Source organism: Microbacterium sp. ProA8 (assembly GCF_039905635.1).
GTDB classification, from domain to species: Bacteria; Actinomycetota; Actinomycetes; order Actinomycetales; family Microbacteriaceae; genus Microbacterium; species Microbacterium chionoecetis.
Genome location: NZ_CP157000.1, coordinates 2041975 through 2068747 on the forward strand (window position 1 = coordinate 2041975; position 26773 = coordinate 2068747).

General features: G+C 69.5%; 26 protein-coding genes and 1 tRNA gene. 7 read left to right on the forward strand and 20 right to left on the reverse strand.

Going from position 1 to position 26773, the window contains the following annotated elements; genetic code table 11:
- Positions 1-27: 27 nt before the first annotated feature.
- Positions 28-2685, reverse strand: coding sequence for a DNA polymerase I (gene polA, locus ABG085_RS08930; protein ID WP_347979025.1), 2658 nt, complete (start codon positions 2683-2685; stop codon positions 28-30).
- An 80-nt stretch (positions 2686-2765) separates the two neighbouring features.
- Between polA and ABG085_RS08935 the strand changes: the two genes are divergently transcribed.
- Complete coding sequence (locus tag ABG085_RS08935; protein ID WP_347979026.1) at positions 2766-3203, forward strand: hotdog fold thioesterase; 438 nt, start codon at positions 2766-2768, stop codon at positions 3201-3203.
- A gap of 64 nt (positions 3204-3267) precedes the next feature.
- On the opposite strand, the gene ABG085_RS08940 is transcribed toward ABG085_RS08935, so the two are convergent.
- Positions 3268-3888, reverse strand: coding sequence for a response regulator (locus ABG085_RS08940; RefSeq protein ID WP_056368239.1), 621 nt, complete (start codon positions 3886-3888; stop codon positions 3268-3270).
- A gap of 50 nt (positions 3889-3938) precedes the next feature.
- On the opposite strand from ABG085_RS08940, the gene ABG085_RS08945 reads away from it, so the two are divergent.
- The 5 genes from ABG085_RS08945 (at position 3939) to ABG085_RS08965 (ending at position 6490) form a co-directional block, all read left to right on the forward strand.
- A tRNA-Leu gene (locus tag ABG085_RS08945) sits at positions 3939-4024 on the forward strand.
- 159 nt (positions 4025-4183) lie between these two features.
- Positions 4184-4543, forward strand: a complete 360-nt coding sequence (locus ABG085_RS08950) for a PadR family transcriptional regulator (RefSeq protein WP_347979027.1) — start codon at positions 4184-4186, stop codon at positions 4541-4543.
- Between the two features lie 2 nt (positions 4544-4545).
- On the forward strand, positions 4546-4911 hold the full coding sequence (locus ABG085_RS08955; protein WP_347979028.1) for a DUF1048 domain-containing protein: 366 nt from the start codon (positions 4546-4548) through the stop codon (positions 4909-4911).
- Complete coding sequence (locus ABG085_RS08960; RefSeq protein ID WP_347979029.1) at positions 4908-5723, forward strand: ATP-binding cassette domain-containing protein; 816 nt, start codon at positions 4908-4910, stop codon at positions 5721-5723. The genes ABG085_RS08955 and ABG085_RS08960 overlap by 4 nt, the downstream gene beginning before the upstream one ends.
- Positions 5720-6490, forward strand: a complete 771-nt coding sequence (locus tag ABG085_RS08965) for an ABC transporter permease (RefSeq protein ID WP_347979030.1) — start codon at positions 5720-5722, stop codon at positions 6488-6490. The genes ABG085_RS08960 and ABG085_RS08965 overlap by 4 nt, the downstream gene beginning before the upstream one ends.
- Positions 6491-6562: 72 nt before the next feature.
- Here ABG085_RS08965 and ABG085_RS08970 read toward each other — a convergent pair whose 3' ends face one another.
- The 16 genes from ABG085_RS08970 to rpe all read right to left on the reverse strand — a co-directional run bounded on the left by ABG085_RS08970 (position 6563) and on the right by rpe (position 23257).
- Entirely contained in the window at positions 6563-6952 is a 390-nt protein-coding gene (locus ABG085_RS08970) for an SHOCT domain-containing protein (protein WP_347979031.1), read from the reverse strand.
- 76 nt (positions 6953-7028) lie between these two features.
- Complete coding sequence (gene pyk, locus ABG085_RS08975; protein ID WP_347979032.1) at positions 7029-8477, reverse strand: pyruvate kinase; 1449 nt, start codon at positions 8475-8477, stop codon at positions 7029-7031.
- Positions 8478-8524: 47 nt separating this feature from the next.
- A complete protein-coding gene (locus ABG085_RS08980) occupies positions 8525-9991 on the reverse strand; it encodes a glutamate synthase subunit beta (RefSeq protein ID WP_347979033.1) in 1467 nt (488 codons plus the stop codon).
- Positions 9984-14504 (reverse strand): glutamate synthase large subunit, encoded by a 4521-nt coding sequence (gene gltB, locus ABG085_RS08985; RefSeq protein WP_347979157.1) that lies wholly within the window; start codon positions 14502-14504, stop codon positions 9984-9986. The genes ABG085_RS08980 and gltB overlap by 8 nt, the downstream gene beginning before the upstream one ends.
- 165 nt (positions 14505-14669) lie before the next feature.
- Positions 14670-15641 carry a prolipoprotein diacylglyceryl transferase gene (gene lgt / locus ABG085_RS08990; protein WP_347979034.1) on the reverse strand — a complete coding sequence of 324 codons (972 nt, stop codon included), beginning with the start codon at positions 15639-15641 and terminating at the stop codon, positions 14670-14672.
- A gap of 64 nt (positions 15642-15705) precedes the next feature.
- Positions 15706-16500 carry a tryptophan synthase subunit alpha gene (gene trpA / locus ABG085_RS08995; protein ID WP_347979035.1) on the reverse strand — a complete coding sequence of 265 codons (795 nt, stop codon included), beginning with the start codon at positions 16498-16500 and terminating at the stop codon, positions 15706-15708.
- A complete protein-coding gene (gene trpB / locus ABG085_RS09000) occupies positions 16497-17780 on the reverse strand; it encodes a tryptophan synthase subunit beta (RefSeq protein WP_347979036.1) in 1284 nt (427 codons plus the stop codon). The genes trpA and trpB overlap by 4 nt, the downstream gene beginning before the upstream one ends.
- Entirely contained in the window at positions 17777-18586 is an 810-nt protein-coding gene (gene trpC, locus ABG085_RS09005) for an indole-3-glycerol phosphate synthase TrpC (RefSeq protein WP_347979037.1), read from the reverse strand. The genes trpB and trpC overlap by 4 nt, the downstream gene beginning before the upstream one ends.
- 2 nt (positions 18587-18588) lie before the next feature.
- Complete coding sequence (locus ABG085_RS09010) at positions 18589-18819, reverse strand: DUF6704 family protein (RefSeq protein ID WP_347979038.1); 231 nt, start codon at positions 18817-18819, stop codon at positions 18589-18591.
- A gap of 51 nt (positions 18820-18870) precedes the next feature.
- The gene (locus tag ABG085_RS09015) at positions 18871-19506 is read right to left on the reverse strand and encodes a Trp biosynthesis-associated membrane protein (RefSeq protein WP_347979039.1); all 636 of its coding nucleotides are present in this window, start codon (positions 19504-19506) and stop codon (positions 18871-18873) included.
- Positions 19503-19868 carry a phosphoribosyl-AMP cyclohydrolase gene (gene hisI / locus ABG085_RS09020; RefSeq protein ID WP_347979040.1) on the reverse strand — a complete coding sequence of 122 codons (366 nt, stop codon included), beginning with the start codon at positions 19866-19868 and terminating at the stop codon, positions 19503-19505. Before hisI ends, ABG085_RS09015 begins: the two co-directional genes overlap by 4 nt.
- Positions 19865-20653, reverse strand: a complete 789-nt coding sequence (gene hisF / locus ABG085_RS09025) for an imidazole glycerol phosphate synthase subunit HisF (protein WP_347979041.1) — start codon at positions 20651-20653, stop codon at positions 19865-19867. Before hisF ends, hisI begins: the two co-directional genes overlap by 4 nt.
- Positions 20653-21495 (reverse strand): ATP phosphoribosyltransferase, encoded by an 843-nt coding sequence (hisG, locus tag ABG085_RS09030; RefSeq protein WP_347979042.1) that lies wholly within the window; start codon positions 21493-21495, stop codon positions 20653-20655. Before hisG ends, hisF begins: the two co-directional genes overlap by 1 nt.
- Positions 21496-21538: 43 nt before the next feature.
- Positions 21539-21802, reverse strand: a complete 264-nt coding sequence (locus tag ABG085_RS09035; protein WP_045302883.1) for a phosphoribosyl-ATP diphosphatase — start codon at positions 21800-21802, stop codon at positions 21539-21541.
- Between the two features lie 132 nt (positions 21803-21934).
- Positions 21935-22489 (reverse strand): hypothetical protein, encoded by a 555-nt coding sequence (locus ABG085_RS09040; RefSeq protein WP_347979043.1) that lies wholly within the window; start codon positions 22487-22489, stop codon positions 21935-21937.
- Between the two features lie 75 nt (positions 22490-22564).
- Entirely contained in the window at positions 22565-23257 is a 693-nt protein-coding gene (rpe, locus tag ABG085_RS09045) for a ribulose-phosphate 3-epimerase (protein WP_347979044.1), read from the reverse strand.
- 20 nt (positions 23258-23277) lie between these two features.
- On the opposite strand from rpe, the gene glsA reads away from it, so the two are divergent.
- On the forward strand, positions 23278-24450 hold the full coding sequence (glsA, locus tag ABG085_RS09050; RefSeq protein WP_347979045.1) for a glutaminase A: 1173 nt from the start codon (positions 23278-23280) through the stop codon (positions 24448-24450).
- Positions 24451-24467: 17 nt separating this feature from the next.
- On the opposite strand, the gene ABG085_RS09055 is transcribed toward glsA, so the two are convergent.
- A complete protein-coding gene (locus ABG085_RS09055; protein WP_347979046.1) occupies positions 24468-25838 on the reverse strand; it encodes a transcription antitermination factor NusB in 1371 nt (456 codons plus the stop codon).
- On the reverse strand, positions 25835-26755 hold the full coding sequence (gene fmt / locus ABG085_RS09060) for a methionyl-tRNA formyltransferase (RefSeq protein WP_347979047.1): 921 nt from the start codon (positions 26753-26755) through the stop codon (positions 25835-25837). The genes ABG085_RS09055 and fmt overlap by 4 nt, the downstream gene beginning before the upstream one ends.
- Between the last annotated feature and the right edge of the window lie 18 nt (positions 26756-26773).

Here is a 26773-nt window from a genome sequence, read left to right on the forward strand (position 1 = left end):
TCCGAACTTCGGATCGCTCCGGGCCGGTCAGTGCCCGGCGGCGTTCCAGTCGTCGCCGCGGCCGATCTGCACGTCGAGAGGCACCGTGAGCTGCGCCGCGTCGCCCATGCGCGCGCGGACGATGCGCTCCGCCGCGTCCCACTCGCCCGGTGCGACTTCGATGACGAGCTCGTCGTGGATCTGCAGCAGCACGCGCGAACGCAGCTGCTCGACGGCGAAGTCGTCGTGGATGTGGAACAGCGCGATCTTCATGATGTCTGCGGCACTGCCCTGGATGGGCGCGTTGAGCGCCGCGCGCTCCGCGTTCTCTCGCAGCACGCGGTTCGGGCTGGCCAGGTCGGGGAACGGACGCCGGCGGCCGAAGATCGTCTCGGTGTAGCCGTCGATGCGAGCCTGCTCGACCGACGAGCGGAGGTAATCGCGCACCGCGCCGAAGCGGGCGAAGTACTCCATCATGAGCTGCTTGGCCTCGGCCTGCTCGATGCGCAGCTGCTTCGACAGCCCGAATGCAGAGAGGCCGTAGACGAGACCGTACGACATCGCCTTGACCTTGGTGCGCATGGCCGGGGTGACGTCCTCGGGAGCGACTCCGAACACGCGCGAGCCGACGAAGCGGTGCGTGTCTTCTCCGGAGTTGAACGCCTCGATCAGGCCGGGATCCTCCGAGAGGTGCGCCATGATCCGCATCTCGATCTGCGAGTAGTCGGCGGTGAGCAGCGTCTCGTACCCCTCGCCCACCATGAACGCGGAACGGATGCGGCGGCTCTCCTCCGTGCGGATGGGGATGTTCTGCAGGTTCGGGTCGGTGCTCGAGAGGCGGCCGGTCTGGCTGCCGGTCTGCACGTAGGTCGTGTGGATCCGGCCGTCGGCCCCGCTCGTCCGATCGCCGCCGATGGCGCTGTCGAGCGACTCGATGATCTGCCGCAGCTTGGTCGCCTCGCGGTGCTGGAGCAGCAGATCGAGGAACGGATGCGGGTTGGTCTCCTGCAGATCGGCGAGGACCGCGGCATCCGTCGAGTAGCCGGTCTTGGTCTTGCGCGTCTTCGGCAGCTGCAGCTCTTCGAACAGGACCTCCTGCAGCTGCTTCGGCGAGCCGAGGTTCACCTCCCGGCCGATCGCCGCATACGCCTCGAGGGCGAGGGCGTCCGCCCGTGCGGCGAGTTCGCCGGAGAACGCCGACAGCCTGTCGTGCGAGACCGCCACCCCGGCGAGCTCCATGTCGGCGAGCGTGTGCAGCGTCGGCAGCTCGATGTCGGTGAGGACCGTCGAGACGCTGTCGGGCAGCTCGGCCCGCACCGCACGGACGACGCGCACCAGGTACCACGACAGCTGGCCGGTGGTGGCACCCTCGGTCTCGGGCACCAGCTGCGCGGGGTCGGCTTGGGGAAGCTTCTCGTCGAGGTAGCGGTCCACCAGATCGGCGAGCGTCTTGTCGGGGAAGCTCGGTCGCAGCAGCCAGCCGGCGATGATCACATCGAAGGTGAGTCCGCCCACACGCAGGCCGGCGCGGCGGAGCGCCTTCACCTGCGGCTTGGCGTCGGCGAAGGCCTTGGGGGCGTCGGACGCGAGCCACGGCTCGAGCGCGGCGGCGAGTTCCGGGGTCCAGGATGCCTCGGCCGCGGCATCCGCGGTCGCCACGCCGATGCGCGACGGAAGGCCGCCCTCGACGGCGATCGTCACACCGACCTCAGCGGTCTGGCTCGTGAGCCACGCGGCGAAGTCCGCCGGGGCGAGCTCGGCTGCGACGGGTGCGAGCTCGGCGGCGGCCGATGACACCGCCGCCATCTGCTGCTCGATGCCCGCGAGCTCGGCGACGCGCGGGATGAGCGTCTTGAACTCGAGGCGCGAGAAGATGTCGCGTACGGCCTGCGCATCCATCGGCTGCACCTCGAGGTCGTCGGGGCCGAGCGGCAGCTCCACGTCGGTCATCAGCCGGTTCAGACGGCGGTTGCGACGCACGTCTTCGACGTGGTCGCGCAGGTTGCCGCCCACGACGCCCTTGATGCTGTCGGCGCCGTCGAGGAGCGCGTCCAGCGAGCCGAACTGGTTCAGCCACTTGACGGCGGTCTTCTCGCCCACCTTCGGCACGCCGGGGAGATTGTCGCTCGTCTCGCCGACGAGCGCCGCGACGTCGGGGTACATCTCGGGCGGCACGCCGTAGCGCTCGATGACGGCGTCGCGGTCGTAGCGCTTGAGCTGCGAGACACCCTGCACGTTCGGATAGAGCAGGACGACGTCGTCGTTGACCAGTTGGATGGTGTCGCGGTCGCCCGAGCACACCAGCACACGGAAGCCCTTCGCGACGCCCTGCGTGGCGAGCGTCGCGAGGATGTCGTCGGCCTCGATGTCCTCCTGCTGGAGGACACGGATGCTCATCGCGGCGAGGCAGTCCTGCAGGAGCGGGATCTGGCCCTTGAACTCGGACGGGGTCTCGGAGCGATTGGCCTTGTACTCGGTGTACTCGCGGGTGCGGAACGACTGGCGGGACGTGTCGAAGGCCACGGCGAGGTGGGTCGGCTTCTCTGCCTTGATCAGGTTGATCAGCATCGCGAGGAACCCGTAGATCCCGTTCGTGTGCTGCCCGTCCTTCGTCGAGAAGTTGTCGACCGGGAGGGCGTAGAAAGCCCGGTATGCCAGCGAATGGCCGTCGACGACGAGAAGGGTAGGCTTTGCGGAGTCCGTCACCCTGCAAGCCTAGCCAGGGCAGACGACAGCCGATTTCCACGCAGCACCCGCCGGCTGCCGCCCCGATGCGAAGGTGTGCCATGCCCGACCACTCCCCCGCCGCCGTCGACGGAATCGAGTGGGCGCTGGGCCGCGGGATCGGCGCTCTCGCCGAGAAGATGGGCTTCGAATGGCTGGAGTTCACGCCCGAGCGCGCCGTGGCCCGCATGCCGGTCGAGGGCAACACGCAGCCCGTCGGCCTGTTCCACGGCGGCGCGTACGTGGTGCTGGGCGAGTCGCTCGGGTCGATGCACGCGAACTTCCATGCCGGTCCCGGACGCCTCGCGGTCGGCGTCGACATCAACGCCACGCACACGCGGTCGGCGACCTCCGGCTACGTCACCGGCGTGTGCACGCCGATCCACCTCGGTCGCAGTCTCACCGTCCACGAGATCGTCGTGACCGACGATGAAGGGCGCCGGTGCTCGACCGTGCGCATCACGAACCACATCAAGGCGCTGCCGGCCCCCGGCCGTTGAGCCTGTCGAAACGAGAAGCGGATGCCTCCGGTGGAGGCATCCGCTTCTGCAATTCGTAGAGCGATCAGCCCTTCTTGGGGGCCAGCTGCTCGATGATCGCTTTCGCGACGTCCTGCATGGTGAGCCGGCGATCCATGGACGCCTTCTGGATCCAGCGGAACGCCTCGGGCTCGGAGAGGCCCATCTTCTCGTTGAGGAGGCCCTTGGCGCGATCGACGAGCTTGCGGGTCTCGAAGCGCTCGACCATGTCGGCGACCTCGGCCTCGAGCGTGATGATCTGCTCGTAGCGGGCGAGGGCGATCTCGATCGCCGGCAGCAGGTCGTTCGGCGTGAACGGCTTGACGACGTAGGCGAGGGCGCCCGCCTCGCTCGCGCGCTCGACGAGCTCCTTCTGGCTGAAGGCGGTGAGCAGCACGACCGGGGCGATGTGGTTCTTGCTGAGCTTCTCGGCGGCCGAGATGCCGTCGAGCTGCGGCATCTTCACGTCCATGATCACGAGATCGGGACGCAGCTCGGTGGCCAGGGCCACCGCGGTCTCACCGTCTCCGGCCTCTCCCACGACGTCGAATCCGTTGTCGCGGAGGATCTCGACGATGTCGAGCCGGATGAGCGACTCATCCTCCGCAACGACGACTCGACGGGGGGTGGATGCCGTCGATGCGGCGGTCTGCTCCTGCTCAGTCACCATTGAATCCTACGGTATGGTCGTTCGCGGACGCGCGGCATGCCGCGCGGGCCGGTGTGGCGGAATGGCAGACGCGACCGACTCAAACTCGGTTGCCCGCAAGGGCGTGTGGGTTCGACTCCCACCACCGGCACCAGGAACCATCCCCAGGAGCGGATGCCTCGATGAGAGGCATCCGCTCTTCTGTGTTTTCAGCCCGCGAAAGAAGTTCGGTATTCGGTGTTGCTAAGTACCGGTACCTAGTGTTACTGTCTACCGGTAGTCAACATCACTGAGTAGATCAAGGAGGTGCGCGATGGGCAAGCAGGAGACCGAGATGCTCAAGGGCACGCTGGAGGGCATCGTGCTGGCGATCCTCTCCGGCCGATCCGCCTACGGGTACGAGATCACCTCGTGGCTGCGCGACCAGGGCTTCTCCGACATCGCCGAGGGCACCGTGTACGCCCTGCTGGTCAGGGTCGAGCAGCGTGGCCTCGTCGACGTCGAGAAGGTTCCGTCCGAGAAGGGACCGCCGCGAAAGGTGTACTCCCTCAATGCGCAGGGCCGCGACCAGCTCGCGGAGTTCTGGAGGACGTGGACCTTCCTCGCAGAACGCATCGAACAGCTTCACCACCAGAACGCAGACAACAACCCCACCACCAAGGAAGAGGACTGATCATGGCCGCCAAGTGGTACGAGATCGTCACCGGCTCGCTCGAGCAGAAGAAGCAGTACCGCCAGTACAAGGCCCGCATCGAGGCTCTCCCCGAGCCGTACCGCGCGGCCGCGAAGGCGCTGGACCGCTACTTCATGTACTCCGGCGGGATGACCGACGGCGAGACGATGATGCAGATGCTCAGCGACTCCGCCGACCTCTGGGAGCGCGCCGCCGCCGACGGCACGCCGGTGCGCGACATCGTCGGCGACGAGCCCTCGACGTTCGCCGAGGAGTTCACCGCCGCATACTCCGGCAAGCAGTGGATCGACAAGGAGCGCGCTCGCCTCAACAAGGCGATCGACGAGGCAGAAGGAGAGCAGAGATGACCACCGACACCGCCATCAAGGTTCAGGGGCTCGAGAAGTCCTACAAGGACCTCCACGTGCTGCGCGGCGTCGACTTCGAGGTGGCGCGAGGAAGCATCTTCGCGCTCCTCGGGTCGAACGGCGCGGGCAAGACCACGGTCGTGCGCATCCTGTCGACGCTGCTGAAGGCCGATGCCGGATCAGCCGAGGTCACCGGGTTCGACGTCGTCTCCCAGGCCCAGAAGGTACGCGAGACGATCAGCCTCACCGGGCAGTTCGCCGCCGTGGACGAGATCCTGAGCGGCCGCGAGAACTTGGTGCTCATCGCCCAGCTGCGGCACCTGCCCGACCCCGGCGGCATCGCCGACGGACTGCTCGCCCGCTTCTCGCTGACGGATGCCGGCTCCCGCAAGGTGTCGACGTACTCCGGCGGCATGCGCCGGCGCCTCGACATCGCGATGAGCCTCATCGGCAACCCGCCGGTGATCTTCTTGGACGAGCCCACGACGGGCCTCGACCCGGCGGCGCGCCTGGAGGTCTGGGGCGCCGTCAAGGAACTGACCCGCAGCGGCACGACCGTGCTGCTGACCACCCAGTACCTCGAAGAGGCCGAGCATCTCGCCGACCGCATCGGGATCCTCCACAAGGGGCGGATCATCGTCAACGGCACCCTGAGCGAGCTCAAGCAGCTGCTGCCGCCGGCGAAGGTCGAGTACGTCGAGAAGCAGCCCAGCCTCGAGGACGTCTTCTTCGCACTCACCGGCGAGGAAGAGTCCGCAGAATCCGGAGACGCCGAGAGCGGCGCTCCCACGACACGGAAGGAAGGACGATGACCGCTCACACCATCCGCGATACCGCGGTCCTGACCAGCCGGTCGCTGCGCCACATCCTGCGCAGCCCCGACACCATCATCACCACCGCGGTCACGCCCATCGCTCTGATGCTGCTGTTCGTCTACGTCTTCGGCGGGGCGATCGACACCGGCACCCTCACCACGGGGTCGTACATCGACTACATGCTGCCCGGCATCCTGCTCATCACGATCGCCTCCGGCATCGCCTACACGGCGTACCGGCTGTTCCTCGACATGCAGAGCGGGATCTTCGAGCGCTTCCAGTCCCTGCCGATCGCGCGGTCCGGAGTGCTCTGGGCACACGTGCTGACGTCGCTCGTATCGATCCTGGTGTCCCTGGCCGTCGTGATCGGCGTGGCCCTGCTCATGGGGTTCCGCACGGGTGCCGGCTTCGGCGCCTGGCTGGGCGTCATCGGCATGCTCGTCCTCTTCACCGTGGCGCTCACGTGGCTCGCAGTGATCGCGGGACTGTCGGCGAAGACGGTGGACGGCGCGAGTGCGTTCTCGTACCCGCTCATCTTCCTCCCGTTCATCAGCTCCGCCTTCGTCCCGACCGAGAGCATGCCGGGGCCGGTTCAGTGGTTCGCCGAGAACCAGCCGGTGACGTCGATCGTCGACTCGATGCGCGCACTCTTCGCGGGTGAGCCTGTCGGAACCGACATCTGGGTGGCCATGGCGTGGCTGGTCGGCATCCTCGTCGTCGCGTACTTCATCTCGATGTCGATCTATCGCAAGAAGATCAGCTGAGCACGGACCCGTCGCACACACAGCAGAGCGGATGCCTCGAAACGAGGCATCCGCTCTGCTGTCGTCGTCCTGCTACGCGCCGAAGTACTGGTTGCCCAGCGCCTTGCTCTTGAGGGCGTCGAACTCACCCTGCGAGATGGTTCCGGCGTCGAGCAGCGCCTTGGCCTTCGCGATGTCCTCCGCGGGGCTGACAGACGCGCTCGGGCGATAGTCGTCGGATTCGGCGACCACTCCCCCGCGCGAAGCCTGGGCGCGAGCGGCCATCCCCTTGCCGCGCGCGATGATGTAGACGATCGCCGTGAGGAACGGCACGAACACCAGGGCGATGATCCACAGCGCCTTGAGCCAGCCGTTGAGGTCGTCGTCGCGGAACAGGTCCGTGATGATCACGATCACCACGTACAGGTAGGCGATGAAGTAGAAGCTCCACAGCAGGAACCACCAGAAGTCACCGAAGAACATCGGCGTCACCTTTCTCGAAAAAGCCGGGACGGCTGCGACCACAGTAGTGGTCGCAGCCGTCCGCTGGAGAGAGGTGTCACTCCCGTGTCTTGTAGATCGGCGCCTTGCCGTGCACCGCGTCGCCCACCTTGTGGATGCGGATGTCGTTCGTGGAGCCGATGATTCCGGGAGGGGATCCCGAGATCACGACCACCTTGTCGCCGACCTTCGCGAGGTCGTTCGACAGCAGGTAGTCGTCGACCTGGATGAACATCAGGTCGGTGTGCGCGACATGCTCGACGAGCGTCGACTGCACGCCCCACGTCAGCGCCATGCGGCGACGGATCGCGGGTTCGGGCGCGAAGCCGATCATGGGGATGCGCGGCCGCAGCCGTGACATGCGGCGCGCGGTGTCGCCGGACTCGGTGAAGATGCAGACGAACTTCGCGTCGACGAACTCGGCGACCTCCATCGCGGCGAGCGTGATGGCGCCGCCCTGCGTGCGGGGCTTGGTCGTGAGCGGCAGGATGCGATCCAGCCCGTGCTCCTCGGTCGAGTCGACGATGCGCGCCATCGTCTCGACGACGACGACCGGGTACTTGCCGACGCTCGTCTCGCCCGAGAGCATGACCGCGTCCGCGCCGTCGAGCACGGCGTTGGCGACGTCGCTGGTCTCGGCGCGGGTCGGGACCGGGTTCTCGATCATCGACTCGAGCATCTGCGTGGCCACGATCACGGGCTTCGCCATGCGACGGCAGAGCTCCACCGCACGCTTCTGCACGATCGGCACGGCCTCGAGGGGCAGCTCGACGCCCAGGTCGCCGCGGGCGACCATGATGCCGTCGAACGCGTCGATGATCTCCTCGAGGTTGTCGACGGCCTGCGGCTTCTCGATCTTCGCGATGACCGGGATGTGGCGCCCTTCCTCGGCCATGATCACGTGGACGCGCTGGACGTCCTTCGCGTCACGCACGAACGACAGCGCGATGAGGTCCGCGCCGGCGCGCAGGCCCCAGCGGAGGTCGGCCTCGTCCTTCTCCGACAGCGCGGGCACGTTCACGGCCACGCCGGGGAGGTTGATGCCCTTGTTGTTCGAGACGGGCCCCGCGACGATCACCTTGGTGGTGACGACGGTGTCGTCGGTCTCGATGACCTCGACGCGCACCTTTCCGTCGTCGATCAGGAGGAAGTCCCCCGGCTTGACGTCGTGCGGCAGTCCCTTGAACGTCGTGCTGACGATCTCTTTGGTGCCCAGGATGTCGTCGGTGGTGATCTTGAAGATGTCGCCGACAGCGAGCTCGTGGGGTCCGTCCTCGAACTTGCCGAGGCGGATCTTGGGACCCTGCAGGTCGACGAGGATCGCAACCGCTCGTCCCGCGTCGTCGGCGGCCTTGCGCACGTTGGCGAAGTTGTTGTCGTGGACCGAGTAGTCCCCGTGGCTCAGATTGAAGCGGGCGACGTCGACGCCGGCATCGATGATCGCGCGGACCATCTCATATGTCGACGTGGCGGGCCCCAGGGTGGCGACGATCTTGGCGCGTCTCATCCGTGGTATCTCCGGGTGGGTTGAAGGTGGCGAGTGCCTCGGCAAGCCTACGCGGGCTGCATGCCGATGGCGACATCGGTCGGGCGGACCGGAGCAGGCAGCTCCGTCTCCCCCATGAGGAAGCGGTCGACGCTGGCTGCGGCGGCACGTCCCTCGGCGATCGCCCATACGATGAGCGACTGCCCGCGGCCGGCATCGCCGGCCACGAACACGCCCGGGGCGGTCGTCTGGTAGTCGTCCTCGCGGCGCACGTTGCCCCGCTCGGTGAAGCGGGCGCCGAGCTGCTCCTCGAGGAGCGCACGCTCGGGACCGGTGAAGCCCATCGCGATGAGCACCAGGTCGGCGGGGATCTCGCGCTCGGTGCCGCTCTTGGGCACACGGCGGCCGTCGACGAACTCGGTCTCGGCGACGCGCAGGGCGCGCACCTCGCCCGCGCCGTTCGCCAGGAACTCGACGGTCGAGGCGAGATAGGTGCGCTCGCCACCCTCTTCGTGGGCGGATTGCATCTCGAACACGAGGGGGTCCATCGGCCACGGCTGGTGCTCGGGACGCTCGCCCGGAGGACGGCGACCGATCGCGAGGTTGGTCACGCTCAGCGCGCCGTGACGGTGGGCGGTGCCGATGCAGTCGGCGCCGGTGTCACCGCCGCCGATCACGACGACGTGCTTGCCCTCGGCCGTGATCTGGTTCGGCACGGAGTCTCCGGCGACGGCCTTGTTGGACTCGACGAGGTACTCCATCGCGAAGTGCACGCCTGCGAGGTCGCGCCCCGGGATGGCGAGTTCGCGCGGAACGGTCGAGCCGGTGGCGATGACGACCGCGTCGTAGCGGGCGCGGAGGTCCGCCCACGAGATGTCGCGGCCGATCTCGACTCCCGCGCGGAAGCGGGTGCCCTCGTCCTGCATCTGGCGAAGACGCGACTCGAGGTGCTTCTTCTCCATCTTGAAGTCAGGGATGCCGTAGCGCAGGAGTCCGCCGATGCGGTCATCGCGCTCGAACACGGCGACGGTGTGACCGGCGCGCGTGAGCTGCTGAGCAGCGGCGAGACCCGCTGGACCGGAACCGACGACGGCCACGGTCTTGCCAGTGAGGCGCCCCGGGGGCTCGGGCTCGATCCAGCCGTTGGCGAAGGCCTCGTCGGCGATCGACACCTCCACCTGCTTGATCGTCACCGCGGGCTGGTTGATGCCCAGCACGCAGGCGCTCTCGCACGGCGCCGGGCACAGCCGCCCCGTGAACTCGGGGAAGTTGTTCGTCGCGTGCAGACGCTCGCTGGCGGCGCGGCCCTCGCCGCGCCACGTCAGGTCGTTCCACTCCGGGATGAGGTTGCCCAGCGGGCACCCCTGGTGGCAGAACGGCACGCCGCAGTCCATGCAACGACCCGCCTGGCGGCGGAGCACGGCGCCGTCACCCGGCTCGTAGACCTCTTTCCAGTCCATGATGCGCACCGGCACGGGCCGCCGCGGGGGCAGCTCGCGCTCGGTGACCTTGAGAAAGCCTTTCGGGTCAGCCACCCGTCACCTCCAGAATGCGCGTCCAGACGACATCGCCGTCGGGGTCGAGCCCCTCCGCGACGGCCGTCTGGCGGGTCTGCAGCACCGCGGCGTAGTCGCGCGGCATGACCCTGACGAAGTTCGCCAGCTCAGCCTCGAAGTCGTCGAGGAGAGCCTGGGCGAGAGTCGATTCGGTCTCGGCGACGTGCTGCTGGAGAAGGTCGCGGAGGATCTCCGCGTCTCCCGAGCCGAGTTCGCCGAGTTCCAGCTCGCCGGAGGCGAGGGCCTCGCGATTGACGAGCTTGCTGTCGAGCCGGTACACGTAGGCGGTGCCGCCGGACATGCCGGCCCCGAGGTTGCGTCCGGTCGCGCCGAGGATCACGGCGAGGCCACCGGTCATGTACTCGAGGGCGTGGTCTCCCACTCCCTCGACGACCGCAGTGGCGCCGGAGTTGCGGACGAAGAAGCGCTCGCCCACCACCCCGCGCAGGAACATCGTGCCCAGGGTCGCGCCATAGCCGATCACGTTCCCGGCGATGACGTTCTTGGAGGCGTCGAAGGTGGCGCCGCGCGGCGGCCGCACCACGATCTGACCGCCCGAGAGGCCCTTGCCGACGTAGTCGTTGGAGTCACCCTCGAGACGCAGCGTGATGCCCGACGGCATGAACGCGCCGAAGGACTGACCCGCCGACCCTGTGAGGTTGACGACGATGCTGCCGGATCGGAGGCCGTTCTCGCCGCGTGCCTTGGTGACGTGATGGCCCAGGAGCGTGCCGACCGCCCGCTCGGTGTTGCGGATCGGCAGATCGATCGTGATCTCGCCGCCCTTCGCGATCACATCCTGCGCGCGCTCGATGAGGGCGACGTCGAAGTGCTCGTCGAGTTCGTGCAGCTGCGCCGTGGTGTTGCGACGCGGCTCGTCCTCGGCGAAGACCGGGCCCTCGAGAACGGGCGCGAGGTCCAGGCCGTTCGCCTTCCAGTGCGTGACCGCACCGTCGACGTCGAGCAGGTCGCTCCGGCCGATCGCCTCGTCGAGCGAACGGAAGCCGAGCGCGGCCAGGTACTCTCGCACCTCTTCGGCGATGAACTCCATGAAGTTCACGACGAACTCGGGCTTGCCGTTGAACCGGGCGCGAAGGACCGGGTTCTGCGTGGCCACGCCCACCGGGCAGGTGTCGAGGTGGCAGACGCGCATCATGATGCAGCCCGACACCACGAGCGGTGCCGTCGCGAAGCCGAACTCCTCGGCTCCGAGCAGAGCGCCGATGATGACGTCGCGCCCGGTCTTCAGCTGGCCGTCGACCTGCACCACGACGCGGTCGCGCATGCCGTTGAGCATGAGCGTCTGCTGGGTCTCGGCGAGCCCCAGCTCCCACGGGGTGCCGGCGTGCTTCAGCGAGTTCAGCGGGCTCGCGCCCGTGCCGCCGTCGTGGCCCGACACCAGGATGACGTCGGCCAGCGCCTTGGCGGTGCCTGCTGCCACCGCGCCGATGCCTGACTGGCTCACGAGCTTGACGTGCACGCGAGCGCCGGGGTTGGCGCGCTTCAGATCGTAGATCAGCTGCTTCAGGTCTTCGATCGAGTAGATGTCGTGGTGCGGCGGCGGCGAGATGAGACCGACGCCGGCGGTCGCGTGACGTGTGCGGGCGACCCACGGGTACACCTTGGTCGGCGGCAGCTGGCCGCCTTCGCCCGGCTTCGCACCCTGGGCCAGCTTGATCTGGATGTCGTCGGCCTCGGTGAGGTACAGGCTCGTGACGCCGAAGCGCCCCGAGGCGACCTGCTTGATCGAACTGCGCCGCTCCGGGTCGAGCAGACGGTCTGCATCCTCGCCGCCCTCGCCGGTGTTCGACTTGCCGCCGATGCGGTTCATCGCGATCGCCAGGGTCTCATGAGCCTCGCGTGAGATCGAGCCGTAGCTCATCGCGCCGGTCGAGAAGCGCTTGACGATCGACGAGACCGACTCGACCTCGTCGATCGGCACCGGCGTGCGGCCCTCGGTCTTGAGCGCGAACAGGCCGCGCAGCGTCTTCAGCTCGCTCGCCTGGTCGTCGACGAGCTTGGTGTACTCGCGGAAGATGTCGTACCGGCGGGTCCGCGTCGAGTGCTGCAGCCGGAACACCGTGTCCGGGTTGAACAGGTGGGGCGAGCCGTCGCGGCGCCACTGATACTCGCCGCCCGTCCAGAGCCGCTCGTGCGCGCGGACGGCGGCATCCTGCGGGTACGCGTACGCGTGACGCGCGGCGTTCTCGGCCGCGATGACGTCGAGGCCGACGCCGCCGAGCTTGGACTCGGTGCCGGTGAAGTAGGTGTCGACGAGGTCGTCCGACAGACCGACGGCCTCGAACACCTGCGCGCCGGCGTACGACGAGACGGTCGAGATGCCCATCTTCGACATGATCTTCAGCACGCCCTTGCCGAGCGCGTAGATCAGGTTCTTGACGGCCTTCTCGGGGGCGATCCCGGTGATGAAGCCCGCGCGGACGAGGTACTCCACGGTCTCCATCGCGAGGTACGGGTTGACGGCGGATGCGCCGTACCCGATCAGCGTCGCGACGTGATGGACCTCGCGCACATCGCCGGCCTCGACGACGAGGCCGCACTTCATGCGCGTCTCCTTGCGGATGAGGTGATGGTGCACGGCGGCCAGCATGAGCAGCGAAGGGATGGGCGCGAGATCCTTGTTGGAGTCGCGGTCGGAGAGCACGATGAACTCCGCGCCGTCCTCGATGGCCTGGTCGACCTCCTGGCACATCTGCTCGAGGCGCTTCTTCATGCCCTTGTGGCCGGCCTCGACGCGGTACAGGCCGCGGATCGTGACCGAGGTCCGCCCGGGAAGCGCGGTGTCGATGTGCTGGATCTTGGCCAGCTCGTCGTTGTCGATCACCGGGAAGTCGAGCGTCACGACGCGCGTGTGCTCGGCGCCCCATTCGAGCAGGTTGCGCTCCGGACCGAGGCCCAGGCCGAGGGACGTGACGACCTCTTCGCGGATCGAGTCCAGCGGCGGGTTCGTGACCTGCGCGAACTGCTGCGTGAAGTAGTCGAACAGCAGGCGCGGCCGCTCGCTGAGCACAGCGACCGGCGTGTCCGAGCCCATGGCGCCGAGGGGCTCCGCCCCGTTCTGCCCCATCGGGGTGAGGAGGATCTTGACCTCTTCCTCGGTGTAGCCGAAGGTCCGCTGACGACGCGTGATCGAGGCGATGGGGTGCACGATGTGCTCGCGCTCGGGGAGGTCGGCCAGGCGCACGCGGCCCGCGTCGAGCCACTCCTGCCACGGCTCCTGCTCGGCGAGCTGCGCCTTGATCTCGTCGTCCTCGATGATGCGGCGCTGGGCCGTGTCGACGAGGAACATGCGGCCGGGACGCAGGCGCCCGCGGCGCTTGATGCGCTCGGGCGCGAAGTCCAGCACGCCGGTCTCGCTGCCGATGACGATGAGGCCGTCGGTCGTCTCGGTCCAGCGACCGGGGCGCAGGCCGTTGCGGTCGAGCGTCGCGCCGACCAGGGTGCCGTCGGTGAAGATGAGCGCGGCCGGGCCGTCCCACGGCTCCATCTGCATCGAGTGGAACTCGTAGAACGCGCGCAGCTTGGGGTCGATGTCGGCCTGCTTCTCGTACGCCTCCGGCACCATCATCATGATGGCGTGCGGCAGGCTGCGGCCGGTCAGGGTGAGGAGCTCGAGGACCTCGTCGAACGAGGCCGAATCGCTGGCGCCGGCGGTGCAGATGGGCAGCAGCGGGCGGATGTCGCCGAGGAGCTCGGACTCGAGCTGCGACTGCCGTGCCCGCATCCAGTTGCGGTTGCCGTTGACGGTGTTGATCTCGCCGTTGTGGGCGAGCATGCGCAGCGGCTGCGCGAGCGGCCACGACGGGAAGGTGTTGGTCGAGTAGCGCGAGTGGACCACGGCGAGCTCCGAGGCGAAGCGCTCGTCCTGGAGGTCGGGGTAGAACGGCTCGAGCTGCAGCGTCGTGACCATGCCCTTGTAGCCGAGCGTCCGCGCCGACAGCGAGACGAAGTAGGCGTCGAGCTCGGTGCGGGCACGGGCGCGCAGGCGATAGGCGCGTCGGTCGAGCGCGATCCCCGAGAGCGCGGCACGTTCGCCGGAGCCGGGGTCGGACACGAAGAGCTGCTCGAAGACCGGACGGGCCTCGAAGGCCAGCTTGCCCAGGTGCTCCTCGGACGTCGGCACCTCGCGCCAGCCGAGGACGGTGAGGCCCTCGGATGCCGCGATCCGCTCGATTCCCGCCTTCTGCGTGGCGCGCGCCTCGGCGTCGCGCGGCAGGAAGATCATGCCGGCGGCGTACTCGCCCACCGGCGGAAGCTCGAAACCGGCCACCGCACGCAGGAAGGCGTCGGGCATCTGGGTGAGGATGCCTGCACCGTCGCCGGTGCCGGCGTCCGAACCGATCGCGCCGCGGTGCTCCAGGTTGCGGAGCGCCGTCAGGGCGAGATCGATGATGTCGTGGCCGGCCTCGCCGCGAAGGGTCGCGACCATGGCCAGTCCACAGGCGTCCTTCTCGAACGCAGGGTTGTACATCCCCTGCTTCCGGGGGAATCCGGCGCGGCCGGACGAAGCGGGGAAGTCCGCCTCCGAAGAGGCGTCGTGACGGGGGCTCGAAGCCATACCTACCGTCCTCACGTTGATAGTCAAGATGGGACGACGTCGGCCCTGGGCGCACGCTCCTCGGGGAACTGAGCGGCGTTATTTGGTGGCAGGAGTGCTTGTGGCGCTGACCTCTTCGACCTCGGACGTCGGGGGTTCGCTGACGTCGACGAAGTCGTCGGTGTTCTGCGATTGTACAGCCTGTCCGGCGTTCCACTCGCGGCCGGACACATAGGGCGACGGCTCCAGCCCGGGGTGACGGCGCTTCTGCACGAAGAAGATCACCAGACCGAGGACGACACCCAGGATCGCGGCCCAGACGTTCGTGCGCAGGCCCAGGAAGATGTCGCTCGGGTCGATGCGGATGGACTCCCACACGATGCGTCCGGCGCTGTACCACATGAGGTAGGCGGCGAACAGGCGCCCCCACTGCAGGCGGAAGCGGCGGCCGACGAAGACGATCACGAGCACGCCGAGCGCGTTCCAGAGCACTTCGTAGAGGAACGTCGGGTGGTACAGGGTGCCCTCGGGCAGGCCGATCGGCCAGGCGGGGTTCGGGTAGTCGATCTCGAGGCCCCACGGCACGTCCGTCGGCAGGCCGTACAGCTCCTGGTTGAACCAGTTGCCGAAGCGGCCGATCGCCTGTGCGAGCAGCAGCGCGGGCGCGAGGGCATCCGCGAAGGTCCAGAAGCGGATGCCGGTCCACCGGCAGCCGAGCCAGGCACCCACGGCCCCGCCGATGAGGGCGCCGTAGATCGCGATGCCGCCCTCCCAGATGTACAGCGCCGACAGGGGGTTCGCGCCCTCGCCGAAGTAGAAGCTCCAGTGCGTGAGCACGTGGTAGATGCGGGCTGCGATGATCGCGAGCGGCACGGCGAGCAGGGCGATGTCGATGACGACCCATGGCTCGGCGCCGCGCTTGGTCAGGCGGGCGTTGGTCCAGATCACCGCGATGATGATGCCCGTGATGATGCACAGGGCGTAGATGTGGATCCGCAGAGGCCCGATCTCGAAATAGCTGATCGACGGGCTCGGGATGCTGGCGACGACGCTCGCGGCGGCGGTGATCATGGGAGAACCGTGTCCTTGCTGGATCCGTGCGGGAGGGATCGGCGCACGCGCCGACCACAGAAGTCTAGTTCGCGCGGCGCGCGGTGCCGTCGGCGAGGCTCCGCGCGGTCTCGGCGAGGCCGTCGACCCCGCCTTCGCGCAGCGCCCGAACGAGCGCCGTGCCGACGATCGCGCCGTCGGCGTACTCGAGCACGCCCGACACCTGATCGGCGTTCGAGATGCCGATGCCGACGCACGCGTGCTCGACCCCGTGATCGCGCAGCCGGGCGACGAGGGTGCGGGCGGCGGCATCCAACTGGGCCCGCTCGCCCGTGATGCCCATCGTCGAGACGGTGTAGACGAACCCGGTGGAGTTCTTCACGATGAGTTCGAGGCGCTCGTCGGTCGATGTCGGCGCGGCGAGGAAGACGCGGTCGAGTCCGGTGCGCTCGCTCGCGGCGATCCACTCGGGTGCCGCCTCGGGGGTGATGTCGGGCGTGATGAGGCCCGCTCCCCCGGCGGCGAGCAGATCGTCGGCGTAGCGGTCCACGCCGTACTGCAGGACGGGATTCCAGTACGTCATCACGAGCACCGGCACGTCGACGCGGCGCGTGATCTCGCGCACCGCGGTGAACGTGTCCCGCATGCGGAAACCGGCGGCCAGGGCCGCCACGGTCGCTTCCTGGATGACCGTGCCGTCCATCACCGGGTCGGAGTAGGGCGGGCCGAGCTCGAGGACGTCGGCGCCGTTCTCGGCCAGTGCGACCGCGGCGTCGATGCTCGTGCGCAGGTCGGGGAAGCCGATCGGCAGGTAGCCGACGAACGCGCCGCGTCCTGCGGCATGAGCGGCGTCGATCGCCGCGGCGACGCGGGAGCTCATAGCTTGGTGCCCTCTCCCTTGGCGGCATCGTCGGACGGTGGGGTGGCGACCACACCGGCACCCCCGGCTGCCGCGGTCTCGGCCGCAGCGGCGTCGTACAGGTGGAAGTACCGCGCGGCGGTGTCCATGTCCTTGTCGCCGCGCCCGGAGAGGCACACCGCGAGGATCGCGTCGGGGCCGAGCTCGCGGCCGAGACGCATCGCGCCGGCGAGGGCGTGCGCCGACTCGATCGCCGGGATGATGCCCTCGGTCTCGGACAGCAGCCGCAGGGCCTGCATCGCCTCGTCGTCGGTCGCCGGGATGTACTCGGCGCGCCCGATCGAGGCGAGCCATGCGTGCTCGGGTCCGACACCCGGATAGTCGAGGCCCGCCGAGATCGAGTGCGACTCGACGGTCTGGCCGTCGTCGTCCTGCAGGACGAACGTCTTCGCGCCGTGCAGCACACCGGGACGACCGCGCTCGATCGATGCCGCGTGCCGCGGGGTGTCGACGCCGTCACCGGCCGCCTCGACGCCGTACAGCTTGACGTCGTCGTCGAGGAACGCATCGAACATGCCGATGGCGTTGGAGCCGCCGCCGACGCAGGCGATCACGGCATCCGGAAGCCGGCCGGCCTCTTCGAGCAGCTGCGCGCGCGCCTCTTCGGAGATGACCTTCTGGAAGTCGCGCACCATGGCGGGGAACGGGTGGGGGCCGGCCGCCGTGCCGAAGATGTAGTTGGTCGTCTCGACGCTCGCGACCCAGTCGCGGTAGGCGTCGTTGATGGCGTCCTTCAGCGTGCGAGAGCCGGTCTTCACCGGCACGACCTCGGCGCCCAGCAGCCGCATGCGCGCGACGTTGAGCGCCTGGCGCTCGGTGTCGACCTCGCCCATGTAGATCGTGCACTCGAAGCCGAAGAGCGCCGCTGCCGTCGCGGTGGCGACGCCGTGCTGGCCCGCCCCGGTCTCGGCGATCACGCGGGTCTTTCCGAGACGCTGCGTGAGCAGCGCCTGGCCCAGCACGTTGTTGATCTTGTGCGAGCCGGTGTGGTTGAGGTCCTCGCGCTTGAGGAACACGCGGGCGCCGCCGGCGTGCTCGGCGAACCGGGCGACCTCGGTGATCGGCGACGGCCGGCCGGCGTACGAGTGCAGCAGGCGGACGAACTCAGCCTGGAACGCGGGGTCCGCCTTGGCCGCCTCGTACTCGGCCGCCAACTCGTCGATGGCGGCGATCAGGGATTCGGGCATGTAGCGCCCGCCGAACTCGCCGAACAGCGGCCCGGGGGCCTCGCGAAGACTCACGACGTCGCCCTTCCTTCGCTCGTGGCATCGCCCGAGCCCGCCTCGAGGAAGGCGCGCAGAGTCGATACGGGGTCATTGGTGACGAGGGCTTCGCCGACGAGCACGACATCGGCGCCCGCGGCACGGTAGTGGGTCACATCCGCCGGGACGAGCACCGCGGACTCCGCGATGCGGACGACGCCGTCGGGGATGCGCTCCACCAGCCGCCCGAACAGGTCGCGGTCGAGCTCGAAGGTGGACAGGTCGCGCGCGTTGACGCCGACGAGCTGTGCGCCCAGCTCAGCGGCGCGGTCGACCTCCTCGGCGGAGTGCGTCTCGACCAGGGCCGTCATGCCCAGCTCGCGCGTGAGTGCGTGCAGGCGGGCGAGCACATCCTGCTCGAGCGCGGCGACGATGAGGAGCACGAGGTCGGCTCCGGCGGCGCGCGCCTCGAGGACCTGGTATTCGTTGGCGATGAAGTCCTTGCGGAGCACCGGCAGGGAGACCGCGGCCTTCACCGACTCGAGGTCGGCGAGGCTCCCCTTGAAGCGCCGCCCCTCGGTGAGCACGGAGATCGCCGCCGCACCGCCCTCTTCGTACCGGCGCGCCTGCAGAGCCGGATCGGGGATGGCTGCGAGGTCGCCGCGCGACGGGCTCGCGCGCTTGACCTCGGCGATGATCTTGACGCGGTCGGAGGGGGCGAGAGCGGCGAGGGCGTCGATCGCGGGACGCTGGGCCAGTGCTGCGGCCTCGACCGCGGTCAGGGGCCGCTCCGAGGCCCGAGCCTCGGCATCCTCCACCGCGCCGGCCGTCAGGTCGGCGAGCACGATCAGTGCTCTTTCGCCGCGTACTTCGAGCCGTTCACGCCGTAGCCGGCGCGCGACATCGCCCAGCCGACGATGGCGCCGATGACGAGGAGGGCGGCAGAGGCCCAGACGAGAGCGGGCATGTCGAGGAAGTAGAAGAGGGTGCCGAGAGCGACGGCCACGAGCATGATCACGACGGCCGTCCAGGCGGCGGGCGAGTGTCCGTGGCCGGGGTCGCCGATGTTGTTGCTCATGGGTATCTCCTCGTGAAGCCTGGGAAGCGCGGGCTGACGCCAGTCTAGCGGTCAGGCGGTCGGGTCCTCGCCACGCGACAGGTCGTCCCAGTCGTCGATGGCGCGGGATCCGGCGGCGTCGTGGGGGCGCGGGCCCTCGCCGCCACCCGTGCTCGAAGCCGCTCGCGCGACGGGGTTCGCGACCTCGTCCGTGCGGTAGCGCCGCCCGGTCCGCGACCAGCCGTGCGCGGTGACGAGCACGAACACTCCTGCGGCGATCAGCACCGCCCAGACCACGAGGGTCACCGCCGGCCACGCGGTCGCATCGATGGAGGCGACGAGCTTCGCGACGGACGACTCCCCCGCGATCCCCGTGGATTCGGTGACGACGGCGGCGACCGCGGAGACCGGATGCTCGAAGACGACGCGCGCGGTCTGCCAGGCGAGCACGCCCCCGATGACGACAGCCAGGGCGCCGAAGACATAGCGCAGGGCGAGCCCGGCGATCGAGAGGGCGGCGCCCAGCGCGAGGACGGCGAGGCTGAGCGGCGCCAGCACCGGCACGGCGGATGCGCCCGGCACCTCGAGCGCCTGCTGAGCGCCGTCCGAGAGCATGACCGTCAGCCACGTCTGGGTGGACGAGATGACGCCCAGCGCGCCGCACAGCACGGTGGCGGCGACGGCGAGCAGCCGCGCCCTGCGGATCACGCGACAGCCTCGGGACCGCGGACGGCCGCGAGGTCGTCGGCATCGAAGCACGTCCGGGTGCCGGTGTGGCACGCAGGGCCGACCTGCTCGACCTCGACGAGCACGGCGTCGCCGTCGCAGTCCAGCCGCGCCTCGCGCACGAGCTGGATGTGCCCGGACGTGTCGCCCTTGCGCCAGTACTCCTGGCGTGAGCGCGACCAGAAGGTGACGCGACCCTCGGTGAGCGTGCGGCGGAGGGCCTCGGCATCCATCCATCCGAGCATGAGCACCTCACGGGTGTCCCACTGCTGGATGATCGCCGCGACCAGGCCGTCGGCCGTGAACGTCACGCGTGCGATGCGTTCGTCGACTGTCTCGGTCACGACGCCACCTCTCGGACGGCGATGCCCTCGGCGGTCATCGCGGCCTTCACCTCGCCGACGGTCAGCTGGCCGGAATGGAAGACGGATGCCGCGAGCACGGCGTCGGCACCCGCGGCGATGGCCGGGCCGAAATGGGCGGCCGATCCCGCGCCGCCGGAGGCGATCACCGGCACGCTGGCGACCTCGCGCATGAGGGACACGAGTTCGAGGTCGAACCCCTGCTTCGTGCCGTCGGCGTCGATCGAGTTGACGAGCAGCTCCCCCGCGCCCCGCTCGACGGCCTCTCGGGCCCACTCCAGTGCGTCGAGCTCCGTCTCGGTGCGGCCGCCGTGCGTCGTGACGACGAAGCCGGACGGGATCCGGTCACGGAGCTCGCGCGAGGCGCGCTTGACGTCGAGCGAGAGCACGAGCACCTGCGCGCCGAAGCGGTCGGCGATCTCGTCGAGAAGGTCGGGGCGCGCGATCGCCGCGGAGTTCACGCCGATCTTGTCGGCGCCGACCGCGAGCAGTCGCGCGACGTCGTCGGCGGAGCGGACTCCCCCGCCGACGGTGAGGGGGATGAAGACCTCCTCGGCGGTGCGACGGACGACGTCGTAGGTGGTGGATCGCTCATCCACCGTCGCGGTCACATCGAGGAACGTGATCTCGTCGGCGCCCTGGAGGAAGTACGCGCGTGCGAGCTCGACGGGATCGCCCATGTCCCGGAGATTCTGGAAGTTGACGCCCTTGACGACCCGCCCCGCGGCGACGTCGAGGCACGGGATGACGCGGCAGACGAGACTCATCAGAGCCTCGCGTTGTGGATCGCGGTCACGAGGATGGCGCGGGCGCCGATCGCGTACAGCCCGTCCATCACCTGGTTGACGCCCTTGCGGGGCACCATCACCCTCACTGCGACCCACGCCGGGTCGCGCAGCGGCGAAATCGTCGGCGACTCGATGCCGGGCGCGATCTTCACCGCCGCGTCGACGAACTCCGCGGGCAGGTCGTAGTCGACCATGACGTAGCGCTGGGCCACCAGCACGCCGCGCAGCCGCCGCAGGAGTGTCGCGGTGCCGTCCGCCTCCGTCGGCGCGCCGATCAGCACGGCTTCGGATTTCAGGATGACCGGCCCGAAGACCGCGAGGCCCGCCTGACGGAGCGTCGTGCCCGTCTCCACGACGTCGGCGATCGCGTCCGCGACGCCCAGCTCGACGGCCGACTCCACCGCTCCATCGAGGGGCACGAGGTCGGCGGCGACGCCGTGCTCGTCGAGGAAGCTGTCGACCAGTCCCGGATACGAGGTCGCGATGCGCGCGCCCTCGAGGTCCGTCACCTCCGTGAAGCGCCCCGCGGGGGCGGCGAAGCGGAAGGTGGATGCCGCGAACCCGAGCTGCTCGATCTCGCGAGCGCCGGGCATCCGGGCGTCGAGCAGCAGGTCGCGGCCGGTGATCCCGACGTCGAGGGCGCCCGAGCCGACGTACGTGGCGATGTCCTTGGGACGGAGGTAGAAGAACTCGACCTCGTTCTGAGGGTCGATGACGTGGAGATCCTTGGGATCGCGACGCCCGGTGTAGCCCGCCTCGTGGAGCATCTCTGAGGCGGTCTCGGCGAGCGATCCCTTGTTCGGCACGGCGATTCGCAGCATGGCAGCGGGACTTTCGGGTTCGAGGACGGGAAGGGACGCGGGCTCAGAGATGTCGGTAGACATCCTCGAGGCTCAGCCCCTTCGCGAGCATCAGCACCTGCAGGTGGTACAGCAGCTGCGAGATCTCCTCGGCTGCGGCATCCGTCGACTCGTACTCGGCTGCCATCCAGACCTCGGCGGCCTCTTCCACGATCTTCTTGCCGATCGCGTGGACGCCCGCGTCCAGCTGCGCGACGGTGCCCGATCCCTCGGGGCGCTCAGCCGCTTTCGCGGCGAGCTCGGCGTACAGCGTGTCGAACGTCTTCACCATGCCAGGGTATCGAACCGGACGGATGCCGCGGCGCCGCGTGACGCGCCGGCCCTGAGATGCGACCCGTCGCGAGTTCCGCCTACGGGGTGGGGGCACCCATACCGGCCACCGACCGTTGTCGGCTCAGGGTCACCCCGTGGCCTTGGCGAACTCGGCCTCGACAGCATTCCGCAGCCAGCCGGCGGGTGGAAGATCGCCGTCGAGGACAACGTCGAGCGAGACTTTGTAGATGAGGCCGATGGTGTTGATCGGCCATTGCCGTCGCCCGATGTCGAGCATCGTGCTCCCTCGTCGGATATCGCGTTTGGCGCCTGTGAAGATCACCCACTTCGCAGTGGGCCGCTGGGTGAGGAGAACCTCGACGATGTATCCGTGGACCTGATCCATCGACTCCAACTGCGCGCGCGTGAAAGGGCCATCGGAGTCGGTGCCGCTGCCCGCGAGCGGTAGACCGGGGTGGAGCCACACGGGTAGCCAGTCCAACGTGTCCCACGCGGGCTCGGGGTGCTGGAGTTTGTCTACGAGCCACGTGCCGACGGCATCGAGACTCTCCGGCGACTTGTCCAGCGCGATCGACGCGCCGACGGATCGGCGGAACCGCTCCGCGGCGTTCGCGGCTTCCGCAAGGAAGCCCCGCTGATACGCCGCCCACGTGTCGGGGGAATCGAATGTCAATACACGCATGACTCACGGTACCCACCCGAAGTACGGGCCCTGGGGCCCGGATCTTGCCGCACTTCGTGGCGGAAGGTCGTGTGCTCAGTGGCGGTGCTGCGCGGCGGATGCGCGGAGCCCCGCGATCGCGGCATCCGGGTCGCCCGCGCCGAACACGGCTGAGCCGGCGACGAAGGTGTCGGCCCCCGCCTCGGCCGCCTGGGCGATGGTGCTCTCGCCGATGCCGCCGTCGACCTGGAGCCAGATGGACGACCCGCGACGCCGCGCCTCGTCGGCCAGGCGGCGGAGTTTGGGCATGGTCTCGGGCATGAACGACTGGCCGCCGAACCCGGGCTCCACGGTCATCACGAGGATCTGGTCGAAGTCGTCGAGCAGGTCGAAGAGACCGTCGACGGGGGTCGCCGGCTTGACCGCCACTCCGGCCCGCGCGCCGATCTCGCGGAGGCGGCGCGCGAGGGCGACCGGCTCCTTCGCGGCCTCGAGGTGGAAGGTGACCGATGCCGCCCCCAGTTCCGCGTAGCGGGGCGCCCAGCGGTCGGGGTTCGTGATCATGAGGTGCACGTCGAGGGGCACCGGGCTCGTGGCCTGGATGCGCTCGACCATCTGCGGCCCGAACGTCAGGTTGGGCACGAAGTGGTTGTCCATGACGTCGACGTGCACGAAGTCCGCCGTCGCGATGCGCGCGAGCTCCGTCTGCATGTTGACGAAGTCGGCGGCCAGGATGCTGGGATTGATGCGGATGCCGACCTGGCGGCCGTTCTCGTCGATCGGGGGCACGCGTCCATTATGGTCGACCCGTGGATCCCATCACCGCGCTGCTGCACGAGGTTCTCGAAGACATCCGACCGCTCCGCGACGGCGCCCCCGCGGGCTACATCCCCGAACTCGCCGCGGCAGATCCGGAGCGGCTGGCGCTCGCGGTCGTCGGTCCTCGCGGACGCGTGCGGGCGGTCGGCGACGTCACACACGAGTTCACGATCCAGTCGATCTCGAAGCCGTTCGTGCTCGCCCTCGCCCTGGCCGACCGCGGCCGCGAAGAGGTGCTGCGCAAAGTCGGTGCCGAGCCGAGCGGCGAGCCCTTCAACGCCATCAGCCTCGAACCCGACACCGGGCGGCCGGCCAATCCGATGGTCAACGCGGGGGCGATCGCGACCTCGTCCCTGATCCCCGGCGACGTCGTCGACGACCGCACGTCCCGCATCGTCGAGGGTCTTTCGGCCTTCGCGGGACGCTCACTGTGGGTGGACGAGCAGGTCTACGCCTCGGAGTCGGCGACCGGCGACCGCAACCGCGCGCTGGCACACCTCCTGCACTCGTACGGGATCGTCGACGGCTCGGTCGAGATCGCCGTCGAGACCTATTTCCGTCAGTGCTCGCTGCTTGTGACCGTTCGCGATCTCGCCGTGATGTCGGCGACCCTCGCCTTCGGCGGCCTCAATCCGGTCACCGGCGAGCGGGTCGTCGCCGAGGGCGTCGCCCGCGACGTGCTGTCGATCATGACGAGCTGCGGCATGTACGACTATTCCGGCGAATGGCTGCTCCGCGTCGGCCTGCCGGCGAAGAGCGGGGTCAGCGGCGGTCTTCTCGCCGTCGCGCCGTCGCAGTTCGGGGTCGCCGCATTCAGCCCCCGCCTCGACGAGCACGGCAACTCCGTACGCGGCATCGCTCTCCTCGAGACGCTCGGCGAGCGGTTCGGCATGCACATGCTCGAGCCGCACGAGAGCGTCGCGGTTCCGGCCTTCACCGTCGAGGACACGGACACGGGACGCGTGCTCCGCCTGGCGGGCGAGCTGGGTCTGGCGGGCACAGAGCGTGTCGTCGCCGTGCTGCGAGAGATCGCCGAAGCGCTGCCGGAGGGCGCTGAAGTCACGGTCGACGCCCGCGACCTGGGCCGCACGCACAGCGCGGCGCTCATCGCGCTGCGCACGGAGTTCGAGCAGATGCCCCACGGGATCCGCCTGCGCGAGTGAGGGTGTGCTGTGCCGGCTCAGACTCGGCGCAGCAGCGACACCGACATCGCGTCGGTGTTGTGACGGTGGGGCCAGAGCTGGGCGCGCCCGCTGCCGTCGGCCTGCGGCGGAAGCCCGGGGTCGGCATCCGCCAGCGCGGTGATGACGTCCCGCGCAGACAGTTCCTCGACCGCCCCGTCCCATTCGCGCCGGATGTCGGCGACCACGCCCGACGTCTCGGCGAGGTGCGGCGAGCAGGTGATGTATGCGACCACGCCGCCGGGCTTGAGGGCGCTCACGGCTTCGGTGAGCAGCTCGCGCTGCAGCTGGGTGAGCGCCGGCACATCGCTGGGGGCCTTGCGCCAGCGCGCCTCCGGGCGGCGGCGGAGCGCTCCGAGGCCCGTGCAGGGTGCGTCGACCAGGATGCGGTCGTAGGTGTCAGGGGCATCCTGCGCTCGCAGCCGGCCATCCTCCTCCGAGACCGGCACGTCCAGGGGCACACCGGCGAGTGCCTGGCGTACGAGTCCGGCACGTGCCGGTGAGATCTCGTTCGCCTCGAGCGACGCGCCGTGCGTGAGCGCCTCAGCCGCGAGCACGGCGGTCTTGCCTCCGGGGCCGGCGCAGAGGTCGAGCCACCGCTCCCCCGGTGCGATGGGCAGGGCACGGGTCAGCGCGAGCGCCGCGAGCTGCGAGCCCTCGTCCTGGACGCGGATGCGGCCACCGGAACCGCGGACGATCGAGTCGGGATCGCCGCCGCCGAGGCGGAAGCCGATCGGCGAGAAGGGGGTGCGGCGAGCGTCGTCGGGCACGTCGGCGAGGTCGGGCAGCGCCGCCATCGTGACCCGCGGCGAGGCGTTGTCGGCGGTGAGCAGCGCTTCGAGCTCGTCGGCGCGTCCTTCGGCAGCGAGAGCCCGCCGGAAGGCGCGCACGACCCACACGGGGTGGGAGAAGAGCAGGCCGAGCTGCTCGTCGTCGGAGCGCGCGCTCTCGGCGACATGCGTCATCCAGTCTCCCGGCGTGTCCCGCGCGACGCGCCGCAGCACGGCGTTGGCGAAACCCGCGGCGCCCCTCCCCCCGGCGCCGCGCGCGAGCTCGACGGACTCGTTCACCGCGGCGTGGGAGGCGACACGCGTCGAGAGGAGCTGGTGCACGCCGAGCCGGAGCGCGTCGAGCACGGCCGGATCGATGTCGGCGACGGGCCGGTCGGCGGCGATCGCGATGACCGCGTCGTACGTGCCCTGGCGGCGGAGCGTGCCGTAGGTGAGCTCGGTGGCCAGGGCGGCGTCGGGCGTAGCGAGCCCGGCGCGTGAGATCGCGGTCGGCAGCAGGAGGTTGGCGTAGGCGTCGGACTCGTGCACCGCCCGAAGCGTCTCGTACGCCACGCGTCGCGCTGCGATCGTGCGGCTCATGATCCGGCCACCGGGGTCGCGTCACGCAGGCCCCGCCACCAGTCCGCGGCGCGCATCGCGCCCTTGCCGGCCGGCTGAACCGTGTCGAGCACGATCGGCGTGGACGCGGTGCCGGCGACGACCTTGCCGCCGTGCAGCGCGAGGGCACCAGGAGCGAGATGCGGTGCATCCGAGGGGGCCGCTGCGACGGCGAGCACCTTCAGCCGCGCGCCGCCGATCGTCGTGTGGGCGCCGGGCTCGGGCGTGACGCCGCGGATGCGTCCGAGCACGGCCGGTGCGGGTTCGTTCCACCGCACGCGGCCGTCGTCGTCGCCGAGCTTGGCGGCGTACGTCGTCTCTCCCTGCTGGGGATGCGAGACCGCAGAGCCTGCGGCGATCGCGTCCACGACGTCGGTGAGCAGCGCGGCGCCGTCCTCGGCCAGCGCCGAGAGCAGGGAGCCTGCCGTGGCATCGGCCGGCACGTCGATCGCGAGCTCGCCGAAGACATCGCCGGCGTCGAGTTCGGGCACCAGCTGGAACACGCTCGCACCGGTGCGCGCATCGCCGGCGATAAGAGCGTGCTGTACGGGCGCGGCGCCCCGCCACCGCGGCAAAAGCGAGAAGTGCAGGTTGATCCACCCGTGCTTCGGGGTCGACAGGAGCGGCTCGCGGACCAGGCCGCCGTAGGCGACGATCACGCCGAGGTCGGGCTCGAGCGCGGCGATGTCGGCCGTCACGGCGTCACCGAGCCGGTCGGCGCGGATCACGGGCAGTCCCAGTTCCTCGGCGGCAGCCGCGACGGGAGACGGAGTGAGCACGCGCTTTCGCCCGAGTGGGGCATCCTGACGGGTGATGACGGTCAGCACGTCGTGCGCGGACGCGAGCCGGCGCAGTGACGGCACAGCCGGCTCGGGTGTGCCGGCGAAGACGAGGCGCATGACGTTCCTGAACGATCG

Excerpts from the sequence above, each read along its gene's own strand:
- ABG085_RS08935 (WP_347979026.1), top strand. The coding sequence starts at position 2,766 with ATGCCCGACCACTCCCCCGCCGCCGTCGACGGAATCGAGTGGGCGCTG.
- lgt (WP_347979034.1), bottom strand. The coding sequence starts at position 15,641 with ATGATCACCGCCGCCGCGAGCGTCGTCGCCAGCATCCCGAGCCCGTCG.
- ABG085_RS09040 (WP_347979043.1), bottom strand. The coding sequence starts at position 22,489 with ATGCGTGTATTGACATTCGATTCCCCCGACACGTGGGCGGCGTATCAG.
- ABG085_RS08960 (WP_347979029.1), top strand. The coding sequence starts at position 4,908 with ATGACCACCGACACCGCCATCAAGGTTCAGGGGCTCGAGAAGTCCTAC.
- ABG085_RS08965 (WP_347979030.1), top strand. The coding sequence starts at position 5,720 with ATGACCGCTCACACCATCCGCGATACCGCGGTCCTGACCAGCCGGTCG.
- ABG085_RS08970 (WP_347979031.1), bottom strand. The coding sequence starts at position 6,952 with ATGTTCTTCGGTGACTTCTGGTGGTTCCTGCTGTGGAGCTTCTACTTC.
- trpA (WP_347979035.1), bottom strand. The coding sequence starts at position 16,500 with ATGAGCTCCCGCGTCGCCGCGGCGATCGACGCCGCTCATGCCGCAGGA.
- pyk (WP_347979032.1), bottom strand. The coding sequence starts at position 8,477 with ATGAGACGCGCCAAGATCGTCGCCACCCTGGGGCCCGCCACGTCGACA.
- fmt (WP_347979047.1), bottom strand. The coding sequence starts at position 26,755 with ATGCGCCTCGTCTTCGCCGGCACACCCGAGCCGGCTGTGCCGTCACTG.
- gltB (WP_347979157.1), bottom strand. The coding sequence starts at position 14,504 with ATGTACAACCCTGCGTTCGAGAAGGACGCCTGTGGACTGGCCATGGTC.
- ABG085_RS08950 (WP_347979027.1), top strand. The coding sequence starts at position 4,184 with ATGGGCAAGCAGGAGACCGAGATGCTCAAGGGCACGCTGGAGGGCATC.
- hisG (WP_347979042.1), bottom strand. The coding sequence starts at position 21,495 with ATGCTGCGAATCGCCGTGCCGAACAAGGGATCGCTCGCCGAGACCGCC.
- hisF (WP_347979041.1), bottom strand. The coding sequence starts at position 20,653 with ATGAGTCTCGTCTGCCGCGTCATCCCGTGCCTCGACGTCGCCGCGGGG.
- ABG085_RS08955 (WP_347979028.1), top strand. The coding sequence starts at position 4,546 with ATGGCCGCCAAGTGGTACGAGATCGTCACCGGCTCGCTCGAGCAGAAG.
- ABG085_RS09010 (WP_347979038.1), bottom strand. The coding sequence starts at position 18,819 with ATGAGCAACAACATCGGCGACCCCGGCCACGGACACTCGCCCGCCGCC.
- ABG085_RS09055 (WP_347979046.1), bottom strand. The coding sequence starts at position 25,838 with ATGAGCCGCACGATCGCAGCGCGACGCGTGGCGTACGAGACGCTTCGG.